Source organism: Mycobacterium sp. TH-M15 (genome assembly GCF_057473705.1).
The window spans coordinates 1-14,318 of sequence record NZ_JBYCLB010000519.1 but is presented as its reverse complement, the minus strand read 5'-3'; the positions used below and the strand labels follow the sequence as shown (position 1 = coordinate 14,318).

15 protein-coding genes are annotated in these 14,318 nt (G+C 71.9%); 10 read left to right on the top strand and 5 right to left on the bottom strand.

From position 1 onward, the window contains the following. The 3 genes from AC2VNT_RS12710 to AC2VNT_RS12700 form a co-directional block, all read left to right on the top strand. The coding region (locus AC2VNT_RS12710; RefSeq protein ID WP_486947200.1) for an AIR synthase-related protein at positions 1-541 on the top strand (541 nt) is incomplete at its 5' end. Between the two features lie 5 nt (positions 542-546). Continuing rightward, positions 547-1,320: a PhzF family phenazine biosynthesis protein gene (locus AC2VNT_RS12705; RefSeq protein ID WP_486947199.1), complete on the top strand. Its 774-nt coding sequence runs from the start codon at positions 547-549 to the stop codon at positions 1,318-1,320. A gap of 65 nt (positions 1,321-1,385) precedes the next feature. Next, entirely contained in the window at positions 1,386-2,069 is a 684-nt protein-coding gene (locus AC2VNT_RS12700) for a uracil-DNA glycosylase (RefSeq protein ID WP_486947198.1), read from the top strand. 2 nt (positions 2,070-2,071) lie between these two features. Here AC2VNT_RS12700 and AC2VNT_RS12695 read toward each other — a convergent pair whose 3' ends face one another. The 3 genes from AC2VNT_RS12695 to rpmB form a co-directional block, all read right to left on the bottom strand. Then, positions 2,072-3,076 (bottom strand): aldo/keto reductase, encoded by a 1,005-nt coding sequence (locus tag AC2VNT_RS12695; protein ID WP_486947197.1) that lies wholly within the window; start codon positions 3,074-3,076, stop codon positions 2,072-2,074. A 77-nt stretch (positions 3,077-3,153) separates the two neighbouring features. After that, positions 3,154-4,005 (bottom strand): DUF6159 family protein, encoded by an 852-nt coding sequence (locus tag AC2VNT_RS12690; RefSeq protein ID WP_486947196.1) that lies wholly within the window; start codon positions 4,003-4,005, stop codon positions 3,154-3,156. A gap of 158 nt (positions 4,006-4,163) precedes the next feature. Beyond that, positions 4,164-4,358 (bottom strand): 50S ribosomal protein L28, encoded by a 195-nt coding sequence (gene rpmB, locus AC2VNT_RS12685; RefSeq protein ID WP_486947195.1) that lies wholly within the window; start codon positions 4,356-4,358, stop codon positions 4,164-4,166. A 190-nt stretch (positions 4,359-4,548) separates the two neighbouring features. Here rpmB and AC2VNT_RS12680 point away from each other — a divergent pair, with 190 nt between their 5' ends. The 6 genes from AC2VNT_RS12680 to AC2VNT_RS12655 all read left to right on the top strand — a co-directional run bounded on the left by AC2VNT_RS12680 (position 4,549) and on the right by AC2VNT_RS12655 (position 11,439). Further along, positions 4,549-5,505, top strand: a complete 957-nt coding sequence (locus AC2VNT_RS12680) for a diiron oxygenase (RefSeq protein ID WP_486947194.1) — start codon at positions 4,549-4,551, stop codon at positions 5,503-5,505. Positions 5,506-5,623: 118 nt separating this feature from the next. Then, positions 5,624-7,288, top strand: coding sequence for a DAK2 domain-containing protein (locus AC2VNT_RS12675; RefSeq protein ID WP_486947193.1), 1,665 nt, complete (start codon positions 5,624-5,626; stop codon positions 7,286-7,288). A gap of 2 nt (positions 7,289-7,290) precedes the next feature. Next, positions 7,291-9,585 (top strand): ATP-dependent DNA helicase RecG, encoded by a 2,295-nt coding sequence (gene recG / locus AC2VNT_RS12670; protein ID WP_486947192.1) that lies wholly within the window; start codon positions 7,291-7,293, stop codon positions 9,583-9,585. A 2-nt stretch (positions 9,586-9,587) separates the two neighbouring features. Continuing rightward, positions 9,588-10,298, top strand: a complete 711-nt coding sequence (locus AC2VNT_RS12665) for an HNH endonuclease family protein (RefSeq protein WP_486947201.1) — start codon at positions 9,588-9,590, stop codon at positions 10,296-10,298. Between the two features lie 26 nt (positions 10,299-10,324). Then, positions 10,325-10,843, top strand: coding sequence for a hypothetical protein (locus AC2VNT_RS12660; RefSeq protein ID WP_486947191.1), 519 nt, complete (start codon positions 10,325-10,327; stop codon positions 10,841-10,843). A gap of 41 nt (positions 10,844-10,884) precedes the next feature. Further along, positions 10,885-11,439: a GNAT family N-acetyltransferase gene (locus AC2VNT_RS12655; protein ID WP_486947190.1), complete on the top strand. Its 555-nt coding sequence runs from the start codon at positions 10,885-10,887 to the stop codon at positions 11,437-11,439. 61 nt (positions 11,440-11,500) lie between these two features. On the opposite strand, the gene AC2VNT_RS12650 is transcribed toward AC2VNT_RS12655, so the two are convergent. Beyond that, positions 11,501-12,340, bottom strand: coding sequence for an aldo/keto reductase (locus AC2VNT_RS12650; RefSeq protein ID WP_486947189.1), 840 nt, complete (start codon positions 12,338-12,340; stop codon positions 11,501-11,503). Between the two features lies 1 nt (position 12,341). Further along, positions 12,342-13,184, bottom strand: a complete 843-nt coding sequence (locus AC2VNT_RS12645; RefSeq protein ID WP_486947188.1) for an aldo/keto reductase — start codon at positions 13,182-13,184, stop codon at positions 12,342-12,344. On the opposite strand from AC2VNT_RS12645, the gene AC2VNT_RS12640 reads away from it, so the two are divergent. Further along, positions 13,183-14,298, top strand: coding sequence for an alpha/beta hydrolase (locus AC2VNT_RS12640; RefSeq protein ID WP_486947187.1), 1,116 nt, complete (start codon positions 13,183-13,185; stop codon positions 14,296-14,298). The genes AC2VNT_RS12645 and AC2VNT_RS12640 overlap by 2 nt on opposite strands. Positions 14,299-14,318 lie beyond the last annotated feature (20 nt).

Genomic DNA, 14,318 nt, shown 5'->3' with positions numbered 1-14,318 from the left:
CCTGGCCGGCCATCCGCCGGTGCGGCAGGACGGGGCGGGCCCCGGTGCCGTGCTGGCGGTCGCCGGCGAGCTGGGTCGCTCGGCCGCCGGGTATGCGCTCTGGCGTGCGGGCATCGAGGGCGTCGACGACTCCACCGGTTTCGAGGAGCTGCGCCGGCGCCACCTGGTCCCGGAGCCGCCGTACGGGCAGGGGCCCGCCGCCGCCGCCGGCGGCGCATCCGCGATGACCGACGTCTCCGACGGGCTGATCGCCGACCTGGGCCACATCGCGCGGGCGTCCGGTGTCGGCTTCGACCTGAGCACCGAGGCGCTGACACCGGACCGGGAGGCGGTGTCGGCGGCCGCCGACGCGGTCGGCGGTGACGCCTGGGCGTGGGTGCTCGGCGGGGGAGAAGACCACGCGCTGGTCGCCGCGTTCGACGGCCCGGTTCCCGACGGCTGGCGGGTGATCGGCTGGGTGCTCGACGGCCCGACCCGGATACTCGTCGACGGTCGGGAGTGGGCCGGCGACCCCGGCTGGCAGTCGTTCGGCCCGGGCTGACCGCGGTGCCGCGCGCGTTCGTCGTCGACACCTTTACCCGGGTGCCGTTTCACGGCAGCCCGGCCGCGGTCGTGCTACTGGACCGGGCGGTCGACGCGGGCTGGATGCAGGCCGTCGCGGCCGAATTCAACCATCCCGGAACGGCGTTCGTGGAGCCGCCGGCCGACGGCGGGGTGCGGGGGCTGCGGTGGTTCAGCCCGGCGACCGAACTGTCGCTCTGCGGTCACGCCACGCTGGCCAGCGCGCACATCCTCGGCGGGGAACCGGTCTTCGCGACCGGCGGCGGCGAACTCGCCTGCGGCGTGGCCCGTGACGGGGCGGTCAGCATCCGGTTCCCGGTCGACCCGGTACGGCCGGAGCCGGGCAGCGCGGAGCTGACCGCCGGTCTGCCCGAGGCGACCATCCGGTCGGTCTGGCGGGGACGCGCCGATGTGCTGGTGGAATTGGCGTCGGCGGCGCAGGTGCGGGCGGTCCGGCCGGAGATCGGCGCCCTAGCCGGGGTGGACGCCCGCGCGGTGATCATCACCGCGGCCGGCGACGGCGACGCCGACGTGGTCAGCCGGGTCTTCGCGCCGGGCGCCGGGATTCCCGAGGATCCGGTGACCGGGTCGGCGCACTGCACGCTGGCCGGATTCTGGGCCGATCGACTCGGCCGGCCTCAGCTGGTCGCCGAGCAGGCCTCGGCGCGCGGCGGGTGGCTGCGAGCGCGACTCGACGGCGACCGGGTGATCCTGACCGGGTACACGGTCACCGTGCACCGCGGCGAGCTATCCGTCTAGGTCGATGGCGTCGACCCGCTGCGCCCGGCATCGCCGGGCTTGCGATCCCCGCTAGGGTGTTCCCGGTGACCGCGCGCCCGCTGAGTGAACTCGTCGAAGCCGGTTGGGCCGGCGCACTGGCGCCGGTGGCCGATCAAGTCGCCGCGATGGGCCGATTCCTGCGTGACGAGATCGCTTCCGGCCGGGGTTATCTGCCGGAGGGGCCGAACGTGTTGCGCGCGTTCACGCTTCCTTTCGACGATGTCCGGGTGCTGATCGCCGGCCAGGATCCCTACCCGACGCCCGGGCACGCGGTGGGGCTGAGTTTCTCGGTTGCGGCCGACGTGCGGCCGCTGCCGCGCAGCCTGGAGAACATCTTCGCCGAGTACGGCCGCGATCTGGGTTTTCCGGCCCCGTCCTGCGGCGACCTGACCCCGTGGGCGCAGCGCGGTGTGCTGTTGCTGAACCGGGTGCTCACCGTGCGTCCGGGCACCCCGGCGTCGCACCGGGGGAAGGGCTGGGAGCAGGTCACCGAGTGTGCGATCCGGGCGCTGGCGGGCCGGGATCGGCCGCTGGTGGCGATCCTGTGGGGACGCGACGCGTCGACGCTGAAACCGATTCTGGCCGACCACAATTGCGTCGCGATCGAGTCAGCGCACCCCTCGCCGCTGTCGGCTTCGCGCGGGTTCTTCGGGTCCCGGCCGTTCAGCCGGGCCAACGAGTTGCTGACCGGGTTAGGCGCCGACCCGATCGACTGGCGACTGCCCTGAGGTCAGGCACCCGGATCCTGTTCGCCCCATTCCCGCCACATCTCCGGGTAGGGGCCGGTGACCGGCACCGCCGCGGCGATGATCTCGTCGATGGTGGCGACGTCGGTGTCGGTCAGGGTCACGTCGGCGGCACCGGCGCTGTCCTGCAGGTAACCGATGTGCTGGGCGCCGGTGATCGCGACGTCCACCCCCGGCTGGGCCAACGCCCAGGCGATGGCCAGCTGACTGAGCGTGACGCCCAGATCGTGCGCCACCGGCCGCAGTTCCTCGATGATCTTCAGGTTGGCCAAGAAATCGTCGCCGCTGAAGACCGGGCTGCGGGAACGCCAGTCGTCGGCGCTGAACTCGGTCTCCGGGGTGACCGTCCCGGTCAGCAGGCCGTGTGCGAGCGGCCCGTACACCAGCACCCCGATGTTGTTCGCGGCACAGTACGGCAGCAGGTCGGCTTCGATCTCCCGGCGGAACATGTGGTACGGAGGCTGCACGCTCTCCACCGGCAGCGTCTCGGAGAACTCCTTGACCTGTTCGACACCGTAGTTGGAGACGCCGGCGTGTCGGATCTTGCCCTCGGTGATGAGTTCGGTTATCGCCCCAGCGGTTTCGGCGGCCGGAACCCCGGGGTCGGGCCAGTGCACCTGGTAGATGTCGATGTAGTCCATACCGAGCGCGCCCAGGCTGGATTCGACGTCCTGCCGGATCCACTCCGGGCTGGCGTCGCGGACCGGTCCGGTCTCGGTGGGCCGCAGCCCGCCCTTGGTGGCGATGATCAGCTCGTCGCGGTCGCGGCCGACGCCGCCCCGGATCACCCCGCCGAGGATCCGCTCGGCCTCGCCGAATCCGTACTCGTGGGCGGTGTCGAAGAAGTTGATTCCCAGATCGCAGGCCCGCTGCACGATCGCGGTCGCGCGATCCTCGTCGAATCGGCCCCATGCGCCGCTGAACTCCCAGGTGCCCAGGGCCAATCGGGAGACTTCTAACCCGGTTTTGCCGAAGATGGTGGTTCGCACATGACCTCCCGTGATCGGTGGCGCAGCTACCAAACCAAACCTACCGGTGCGGGTTCCGGGCGGATGACCCGGTGCGGCTAGCGCCAGCGTCGGCGGTCGGTGAAGGCGCCCTGCAGCAGGTGCTGGTCGAACCCGCCGACCGCCTGGCCGGTCGCCGCGTACTGGTACAGCGCAACCCGGAAGATCTGGCTCAACGCGGCCGAGATCATCGCGACCACCAGGACCGCGGCGAGCGTCAAGGCGAAGACGACGAGCGCGGGCAGCAGGTGGCCGATGTTCACCAGCGCGCCGCCGGCCAGCGCGCCGACGATCACGATCGGCACGGCGACCGCGAACGTCACCAGCGAGATGGTTGCCGCGCCGGTCGCCCCCTCGCCCCACCGGGCTTTGACGGCGGTCGCCGACCGTTTGAGCGAGTCGACCGGGCCGGCGTCCTCCAAGGCCAGCACCGGAACCACGAAGAAGGTTGCGATGCTCCAGGCCGCGCCGACCAGCCAGACCGCGATCCTGCCCAGCGTGGGCGCCCGCTCCTCGAGCGCTCGCAGGATCAGCCCGACCGTGGTCGCCAGCAGGGTCCAGCCCAGGATCGGGCCGATCCGCTGCGCGGCGGCGTTGATTCCGTAGCCGACCGTGCTGTGCTCCCCGCGCAGCGAGCGGGCCGCGCAGGCGGCCAGCGCCACGTTGAAGAAGATCGCGATGAACGTCGACACGTACGCGGTCACCACGCCGGCGAGGTAGAGGGCCAGGTCGTTGTCGTCCGGGTTCGGGGTGTAGGACGACTCCCAGAGCACCGCCGGGATGAAGATCGCCAGCGTCGCCAGGATCGCGAAGGTCGTCGACAGCACCGGGAAGACCACCAGCGACCGGTCCTTCTTCAGGATGTGCCAGCTCTGGACGGTCAGCGCCCACCCGCGCGAGATTCTGTTCATGGATCCTCCTGGCGACCGGACTGCCTTCGAGCGCGAAGTATAACGACACGGGAGCGATCGGCCCCGGCGGCGGCAAGGGGGGCGTGGCATGCTCCGGGCGGGGCCGTCAGCGCGATGGCGACCACGGCCGGAAACGCGCGGCGGAAAACGCTTCGGGTCTACCCGCGGGTGACCTTGCCGGCCTTCAGGCAGGAGGTGCAGACGTTGAGCCGCCGCTTGTTGCCGCCAGGCCGGGTGACGGCGTGCACGGTCTGGATGTTCGGGTCCCACCGCCGGCTGGTCCGGCGGTGCGAGTGCGACACCGACTTGCCGAAACCGGGGCTTTTCCCGCAGATATCGCAGACGGCAGCCATATGTGTCACTCCTCAAGACGTCTGATCCCGGGCCAGCAACCGTCACGGGTGACCCTGACAACCCGATCAGGATAGCCGCCGCCGGGGCAACTGCCAAAACCACGCGGACCGCATGCCGCGCCGCGGCGCCGCGGTCTCCGGTCTGTTTCGGCTGGCAACGCGCGTGCAGTAGCGTGTCGTCAGAATGTCGATGACCAAGCCCACTCCTGACGAACGGATCGCCCGGTTGAGCCGCGCATCGGTTCGCACGGTGGTCGAACCGGACGTCGACGTGCCCGGACACCTGGGGGCGGGCCGGGTGCTCCCCGACGAGTTGTTGTCGGTTCGGGGTCTGGACAGCCGACTCACCAGCTCCCAGCGCGCGCAGTTGTCCCGCGAAGAGGTCGCGGCGGTGCTGGATCTCGGCATCCGGTTCGAGGCGGTGCTGATGATGGGCCTCTGTCTGGAGTTGGCGGTCCGCGGCAAGCTCGGCGACCCGCGTAGCGTGTTCGCCCTGCACGAGATCGGCGAGGAGAGTCGCCATTCGCGGTTGTTCCTGCGGGTGATCGAGCAGCTGCAACCCACCGGCGTCAACCCGCTGATCGGGCGCGGACGGCTGGGCCGCTGGCTGGCGAAGCGGTGCGACTTCGCGATCATCCGCCATCCGGCACTGTTCAACACCCTGGTGCTGGCCGGTGAGGAGATCCCCGACCTGTTCCAGAAACTGGCCAGCGAACATCCCGAGACCGATCCGTTCTTCGCCGCGGTCAGCCGCTACCACCGGGCCGAGGAAGCCCGCCACCTGTCGTTCGCCCGGCTGCGGGTCGCCGAGGTCTGGCAGCAGGCGACCCGGCGTGATCGCTGGGCGGTTCGGCACCTGGCCCCGGTGATCATCTACTGGCTGTTCCACTGCTTCGTGCATCCCGGCGTCTACGAAGCGGTCGGCCTGCCGAAGTGGCGCACCTGGCGCGCGGTGCGCCGGTCGGCGGCCCGTCGTGAGCTCCAACACCGGGCAGCCCGGCCGGTGCTGGCCGCGCTGACGGCCGGCGGCGTCTTCTCGACCGTCCCGCGCCGCTGGCGGTGGCTCTGCAACGTCGACGGCCACGGCGCCCCACCGGCCCGCCAACCGGCGGGTGACGATGCGCCCGGTCCGGAACCGATGCCCTGAGCGGGTCGGCGCCGGAACCGTGCACAGACCGTGCACACCCACCGCACGCACGGTGAGCGGATCGTCGGTGGCGGTGGCTAGGCTTGCGCCTGTCGGAGATGGCGCAGGGAGGCCGGGCATGGCGGATCGTCTGCTGGACGCGGCGGCTCTGCGTGACTGGGCGCACACCGCGGTCGGTGACCTGATCACCCACACCGACGAGATCAACCGGCTCAACGTGTTCCCGGTTGCCGACGCCGACACCGGCACCAACCTGCTGTTCACCATGCGCTCGGCGCTGGCCGAAGCCGACACCGAGGCGGCGTCGGGCGAGGTGAGCCGGGTGGTCGCCGCGTTGTCGGCCGGGGCCCTGCACGGTGCGCGCGGCAACTCGGGGGTGATTCTGTCCCAGATTCTGCGCGGGCTGGCCGACGTCACCGCCGGCATCCCGGCCGAGCAGCTGCCGCAGATCGACGCGGCGGTGCTGGCGGCCGGGCTGCGGCACGGGGTCGACCTGGTGCTCACGTCGATGGGCGGCCGGGAGGTGCCCGGCACCATCGTGTCGGTGCTGCAGGCCGCCGCCGACGCGGCGGACCAGCACAGCCGAGACGGGACCGGGCTGGCCGAGGCGGTCACCGCCGCCGCCGACGCCGCGGCCGTCGCGCTGGAGAAGACCCCCGACCAGCTCGACGTGCTCGCCGACGCCGGGGTGGTGGACGCCGGCGGTCGCGGCCTGCTGGTGTTGCTCGACGCGCTGTGCTCGACGATCACCGGGACGGTGCCGGCTCGCGCCGGCTACCAGCCGCTGGCGAAGGAGCCACGCCGGCGAAGCCCGGACGTCGTCGCCGAGCCACCCGCGCCCCAGTTCGAGGTGATGTATCTGCTGGGCGGCTGCGACGCAGCCGGCGCCGACCGGCTCCGGCAACGCCTGGAGCGGCTCGGCGAGTCGGTGGCGATCGCCAGCCCGTCGCCCGGCACGTCCGGTGCCGCCGACGGCTACTCGGTGCACGTGCACACCGACGACGCCGGCGCCGCCGTCGAGGCGGGCCTGACGTTCGGCCGGCCGAGGCGGATCCAGATCTCGGCGCTGACCGGTGCGCCCGGGGTGGCGCCCGGCGGCTGGGCCCGGGAGCGGGCGGTGCTGGCCGTCGTGGACGGTGACGGTGCCGCGGAGTTGTTCGCCGGGGAGGGCGCCGGCGTGCTGCGGCCGGACCCGCACGCGGCCCATCCGACCCCGATGGTCAGCGCCCGGCAGCTGCTGCGTGCGGTCGTCGACACCGGCGCGGCCCAGGTGCTGGTGCTGCCCAACGGCTACGTCGCGGCCGAGGAGCTGGTCGGTGGGTGCACGGCGGCGATCGGCTGGGGCGTCGAGGTGGTGCCGGTGCCGACCGGGTCGATGGTGCAGGGGCTGGCCGCGCTGGCGGTGCACGAGCCGGACCGGCCGGTCGTCGACGACGGCTACACCATGGCGCGGGCCGCCGCCGCCGCCCGGCACGGCTCGGTGCGGGTCGCCACCGAGCGGGCGCTGACCTGGGCCGGGCCCTGCCGGCCGGGGGACGGACTGGGCATCGCCGGGGACGAGGTGCTGATCGTGGCCGCCGACGTCGCCGCCGCCGCGACCGGCCTGGTCGACCTGCTGCTGGCCGCCGGCGGCGAGTTGGTGACCGTGCTGGTCGGTTGCGGCGCCGACGACGCGATCGGCGACGTGCTTGCCCAGCATGTGCACGACCGGCATCCGGGCAGCGAACTGGTCAGCTACCACACCGGGCACCGCAACGACGTGCTGCTGATCGGGGTCGAGTAGCGATGGTGACGCTCAGCGACAGGCTGGACTTTGTCCTCGGCGCCGACGCCGCCGGAAAACTCGCCGACACCTTCGACATCCGCACCGTCGACGACCTGCTGCGGCACTATCCGCGCGACTACGTCGACGGCACCGGGGTGCGCGGCGTCGCCGACGCCCGCCCGGAGGAAGGCGACCACATCACCGTCGTCGACACCATCACCGCCGCCGTGCTCAGGCCGATGAGAAAACGCAACGGTAATTTCCTGGCCGTCACCGTCGGCAGCGGCCGCAGCAAGGTGACCGCCACCTTCTTCAACCCCAAAGGCCTGCGCTGGCGGCTCACCGAGGGTGTCAAGGTGATGCTCTCCGGCGAGGTCGGGTTCTACCGCAACACGATCCAGCTCACCCACCCCGACTTCCTGGTGCTCAAGCAGACCGACGACACCGCCGGACCGGCGGCGAAGAACTTCGGCAGCAGCTCACTGCGCAACATCGCCGATGCGTCCGAGAAGATCAGCGGCCAGGTCCAGCAGTCGGAGTTCGAACGGGCCTGCTATCCGATCTACGCCGCCGCCGCCGATCTGCAGAGCTGGGACATCTTCAGCTGCGTGCGGCAGGTGCTCGACGTGCTCGACCCGGTGCCCGACCCGCTGCCGGAGCGGCTGCGCACCGAGCGCGGCCTGATCGGCGAGGACGAGGCGCTGCGCGCCGTCCACCTGGCCGAAACACCCACCGAGCGGGACCGGGCCCGTGAGCGGTTGACCTTCGACGAAGCCGTCGGCCTGCAGTGGGCGCTGACCGGTCGCCGGAACAGCGAGCTCTCCGCATCCGGGCCGGCGGCCCCGCCGCACCCCGACGGGCTGGTGACCGGGCTGATGGACCGGCTGCCGTTCGAGCTGACCGGCGGGCAACGCGAGATCCTCGACGTGCTCTCCGCCGAGCTGGCCGCCAGCCGCCCGATGAACCGGCTGCTGCAAGGTGAAGTCGGCTCCGGCAAGACGATTCTCGCGGTGCTGGCGATGCTGCAGCTGGTCGACGCCGGGTATCAGTGCGCCCTGCTGGCGCCGACGGAAGTCCTTGCTGCACAGCATCTGCGGTCGATCCGCGCGGTGCTGGGCCCGCTGGCGCTCGGTGGCCGGCTGGGTGGGCCCGATGGCGCTGCCACCGCGGTGACGCTGCTCTCCGGCTCGCTGTCGGCGCCGGCCAAGAAGCAGGTGCGCGCCGAGATCGCCACCGGCCAGGCCGGCATCGTGGTCGGCACCCACGCGCTGCTGCAGGACGCGGTGGAGTTCCACCGGCTGGGGATGGTCGTCGTCGACGAGCAGCACCGGTTCGGCGTGGAGCAGCGAGACCGGTTGCGCGGCAAGGCGCCCGCCGGCATCACCCCACACCTGCTGGTGATGACGGCGACGCCGATCCCGCGGACGGTCGCGCTCACCTACTACGGCGACCTGGAGACCTCGACGCTGCGCGAACTGCCCCGGGGACGCCAACCGATCCGCAGCACCGCGGTCTTCGCCCGGGAGAAGCCGGACTGGCTGGCCCGCGCCTGGCAGCGCATCCGCGAGGAGGTCGCCGCCGGCCGGCAGGCCTACCTGGTGGCGCCCCGGATCGACGAGACCGACACCGACCAGACCGGCGCCGACCAGACCGACACCGCCGAACCCGGCGCCGACGATGCCGGGGCCGGCCGGACGAAGCCGAAGGCCCGGGCGTCGGCCACCGCGGTCGGACTGTTCGCCCGGCTGGGCGCCGGCGAGCTGGCCGGGCTGCGGCTGGGGCTGATGCACGGCCGGCTGGCCGCCGAGGAGAAGGACGCGGTGATGGCGGCGTTCCGGGACGGCAGCATCGACGTGCTGGTCTGCACCACGGTCATCGAGGTCGGCGTGGACGTGCCGAACGCGACGGTGATGCTGGTCGCCGACGCCGACCGGTTCGGGATCAGCCAGCTGCACCAGCTGCGCGGCCGGGTCGGCCGCGGCGCCCACGAGAGCCTGTGCCTGCTGGTGACCTACGCCGCCGAGGGGTCGGCCGCCGGCCGGCGGGTGCAGGCCGTCGCCGGCACGCTGGACGGCTTCGCGCTGGCCGACCTGGACCTCAAGGAACGCAAGGAGGGAGACGTGCTGGGCCGCAACCAGTCCGGCCGAGCCGGCGGGCTGAAGCTGCTGTCGCTGATCGAGCACGGCGAGGTGATCGAAGCGGGCCGGGATTTCTGCGCCCGAGCCTGGGCCGACCGGCCCGACGACCCCGGCTTGGCGTCGCTGGCAGCGCAGTTCACCGACCACGACCGGATCGAATACCTGGACAAGGCATGACCATCAGCCGGAGAACCCTGGGCTGGCTGGCGTTGGCGACGGTGATCGCGGTGCTGGTCGCCGGCCAGGCGGTCGCCTCGGCGCGTCGGCAGGGCCGGGAGTTCGCCGCGCAGGCCGGGATGCCGACGGTGCAGCCGGGCGCCGACGTGCTGGCCGGCATCGCGGTGGTTCCGCAGCGTCCCCGCCGGCACGACTACCGGCGTACGTTCTTCGGCGACGCCTGGGACGACGACAACGACGCGCCCGGCGGCCACAACGGCTGCGACACCCGCAACGACATCCTCAGCCGCGACCTGGTCGACATCACCTACGTGTCGACCGCCCGCTGTCCGACTGCGGTTGCCACCGGGGTGCTGCACGACCCGTACACCAACGCCGCGGTGGCGTTCACCCGCGGCGCCGGCATCGGGGCGTCGGTGCAGATCGACCACATCGTCCCGCTGGCCTACGCCTGGGACATGGGGGCGTACGCCTGGCCGTACCGCACCCGGCTGCGGTTCGCCAACGACCCGGCCAACCTGCTGGCGGTGGCCGGCGACCCGAACGGCGACAAGGGCGACGCCCAGCCGGCGCTGTGGATGCCGCCGAACGCCGCGTTCGGCTGCCAGTACGCGATCGCCTATCTGGCGGTGCTGCGCGGCTACGCGCTGCAGCTCGACCAGCCCTCGGCGGAGGTGCTGCGCCGGGCGGCGGCCACCTGTCCGGCCGGATAGCCGGCCGGCCGTGATAGTTTCGCGCGATGGCGCTCAAATACGCTGCCGCAACAGCGAGTCCGCTGGTCGTTGCCGCACTGGCCGTCGCGCCGAGCGCCACGGCTGCCCCGAGCTTTCCGGGCCTCGGCAAGTACCAGGCGGTGGACGCCGCCGAGTACCCGGCGCACTACTCCTACCCGTCCTACCCGGAGGCGTACTCCGGGGTCGCGTTCAGCACGCCGGCCGGCCAGCAGTGCGCGCTGACCCGCAACAGCCGGAACATGACCCTGCTGGCCGCGTGCGACGGGCCACTGCCCGGCGTCGACCAGAAATCCGTCAGCGCCTTCAACAACCAGGCCGGCGCCTTCCAGAGCTACGGCACCGGGGACGGGCCGTACAACCCGCTGCCGGCCGGCAGCAAGATCGACTTCGCCGATTCGCAGATGTCGGCCAGCTGCGTGGTGGACGCGGCGATGACGGCCTGCGTGGTCGTCGACAACCGCCCCGGCGTCACCCCCGCACGACACGGGTTCGTGCTCGGGCCGGAGGAAAGCTCGACGTTCTGAGCTCGGCCTGGGACACCGCCCCCACCCGGTCCGGCCGGCATGTGTTGCTGCGCCCGACGGTGCTGTCCGACGCGCCCGCCCTGGCGGCCGCCTACGACGTCGAGACCACCCGCTATTTCCTGTACGGCAGCGAGTCCGGCCCGCCCACCGAGCAGACCGTGCGATCCGCGCTGGACTCCGGCCGGCAGGTGCTCACCCAGATCGAGGCCGACACCGGGGCGGTCGTCGGAACGACCTCGATCTACCAGCTGGATGAGCTGCGCCGCCGAGTCACCGTCGGCTACACCTGGTTGACCGCCCGGGTGCGCGGGACGCCGATCAACTCCGAGGCCAAGCTGCTGCTGTTAGACCACTGCTTCACCGCGCTTGGCGCGGTGCGGGTGGAGCTCAACGTCGACGAACTCAACGAGCGGTCACGCCGTGCGGTGCGGGCGATCGGCGCCACCGAGGAGGGCGCGCTGCGCAAGCACGCCCGTCGCCGGGACGGGTCGTGGCGCACCACGATGGTCTACTCGGTGATCGACGACGACTGGCCGGCGGTGCGGGAGGCGCTGGCACGTCGCGTCGACCGGTTGGCCGGCCGAGCGGGAAGCTGACGACGCAAGCCGCCCGATAACCGTCGCCAGCTTCCCCCTCGGCGTCGCAGGCGGCGAAGACTCAGGTCCCGGGGTAGGTCAGCGGATCGTGGCGCACCCGGGTGCCGTCGTTGAGGCCGCCGATGGCCTCCATATGCTCGGCGGCCAGCTCGAAGCCGAAGACGTCGAGGTTTCCGGCGATGTGCTCGGGCTGCGACGAGCGGGCGATCACCACGTTGCCCAGCTGCAGGCTCCACCGGATCAGCACCTGCGCCGGGGTGCGGGCGTACTCGGCGGCGATCGCGGTGATCGTCGGGTGGTCCAGCAGCCGGCCCACCGCCAGCGGGCTGTAGGCCTCGGTGACGATGTTGTGCTCGGCGTGCACCGCGCGCAGCTCGGCCTGGTTGAGCAGCGGGTGTAGCTCGATCTGGTTGACCGCCGGGGTCTCGAAGGTGAGCTCCATGGTGTTCACCAGGTGCTCCTCGGTGAAGTTGCACACCCCGATCGAGCGGATCGCGCCGCCGTTCTTCATCCACAGGATCCCGCCGAAGCTGTCGACGTACATGCCCAGCTGCGGGGCCGGCCAGTGCACCAGGTAGAGGTCGAGGTAGTCCAGGCCGAGCCGCTCCAGGCTGGCTTTGCAGGCCTGCTGCGCGGTGGTGAATCCCTGGTCGGCGGTGGCCAGCTTGGTGGTCACGAAGATCTCGTCGCGGGGGATGCCGGAGGCGGCGATCGCCCGGCCGACCGCGGCCTCGTTGCCGTAGGCCGCGGCGGTGTCGATCAGCCGGCAGCCCAGCTCCAGCGCGGTGGAGACCGCGCGCTCGGTTTCGGCGTCAGACAGCTCGCCCACCCCGATGCCGAGCGCCGGCATCGTGTTGTCGTCGTTGAGCGCGACGGCCGGGATCGGAGTATCCAGCGTCATCTCACCTGCCTGTGTAGTCGAACGTGCGCGGATCGGGACCCAATCGGGTGCCATCGTCGAGCGAGGATATCGCGGCCATCTCGTCCGCGCCGAGTTCGAAGTCGGAGACGGCGAAGTTGGCGGCGATCCGCTCGGGGTGGACCGATTTCGGGATCACGATATTACCCAGCTGCAGGTGCCATCGGATCAGCACCTGCGCCGGGGTCTTGGCGCAGCGGTCGGCGACGCCGGTGATCGTCGGATGGTTGAGCAGCGAACCCTGCCCGAGCGGGGCCCACGCCTCGGTGGCGATGCCCAGGCGGGCGTGCACGTCGCGCAGCTCGGCCTGGGTGAGCCGCGGGTGCAGCTCGACCTGGTTGACCACCGGCACGATGCCGGTGCCGTCGATCAGCATCTTCAGGTGCTGCGGCTCGAAATTGCTCACCCCGATGGACCGGATCCGGCCCTGGTCGCGCAGGTGGGCGAAGGCCCGGAAGGTGTCGACGAACGTGTTGTGGGCCGGCAGCGGCCAGTGGATCAGGTATAGGTCCAGCCAGTCCAGGCCGAGCCGGTCCTTGCTGGCGTCGAACGCGGCCAGCGTCGCGTCGTAGCCCTGGTCGGCGTTCCACAGCTTGGTGACCACGAACACCTGGTCGCGGGGGAGGCCGGAGGCGGCGACCGCCCGGCCGACCTCGCGTTCGTTGCCGTACAGCGACGCGGTGTCGATATGGCGGTAGCCGACGCGCAGCGCGGTGGCGACCGCCTGCTCGGCGTCGGACGGCGGAATCTGGTAAACCCCGAAACCAAGGCGGGGTATCGAATTACCGTCATTGAGGGTGACGGACAAGCTACCGGGAGTGGCCATGACACGAAGTCTGCCAGGCGAGCGCCTCCGGCAGCCGTCGGCGGGGTGGGCGAGTCAGCTGCAGAACACCGCCACCACCGTCGGGGCGAAGGTGGCGCCGTTCATCCCGACCGGCGTCAAACGGCTGCTGGCCGGCGGCCGGTCGGTGACCATCGACGGCAACACGCTCGACCCGACCCTGCAGCTGATGCTGGCCGCGCAGCGGGCGGTCGGCGTCAACGGTCTGGTGGTCGACGACGACGTGCAGACCTCCCGGGCCCAGGTGCGGGAGATCACGTCGGCGCTGCCCGGGCCGGAGATCCACGTCGACGTGGCCGACATCACGCTGCCCGGACCGGCCGGTCGGATCGCGGCTCGGCACTACCGGCCGCTGGGCGGCGGGGCCACGCCGTTGCTGGTCTACTACCACGGCGGCGGCTTCGTCCTGGCCGACCTGGACGTCTTCGATCCGGTGTGCCGGCTGATCTGCCGGGACGGCGACGTGGCGGTGCTCTCGGTCGACTACCGGCTGGCGCCCGAGCACCCGGCTCCGGCGGCGGTCGACGACGCCTACGCGGCGTTCCGCTGGGCCCACGAACACGCCGCCGGCCTGGGCGCGATCCCGGGCCGGGTCGCGGTCGGCGGCGACAGCGCCGGCGGCAACCTGGCCGCGGCGGTGGCGCTGCTGGCCCGCGACGACGCCCGGCAACACGGCGGCGCACAGCCGATGCTGCAGTGGCTGATCTACCCGATCACCGACGCGACCGCCCAGACCCGGTCGCGGACGCTGTTCGGCGACGGCTTCTTCTTGACCAAGCACGACATCGACTGGTTCAACGCCCAGTACGTCGAGCGGTCCGAGCTGGATCCGACCGATCCGCGGGTGTCGCCGCTGCTGGCCGACGACCTGTCCGGGCTGCCGCCCGCGCTGATCACCATCGCCGGCTTCGACCCGCTGCGCGACGAGGGCGAACGCTACGCCGCGGCGCTGGCCGCCGCGGGAAACGTCGTCGACCTGCGGACCATGGGATCGCTGACGCACGCTTTCCTCAACTTCTTCCCCCTCGGCGGCGGCAGCGCGGTCGCGGCCACCCAGCTGATCTCGGCGCTGCGGGCGCACCTCAGCCGCGGCTAACCCGCGCGGCCGGCGCCGGT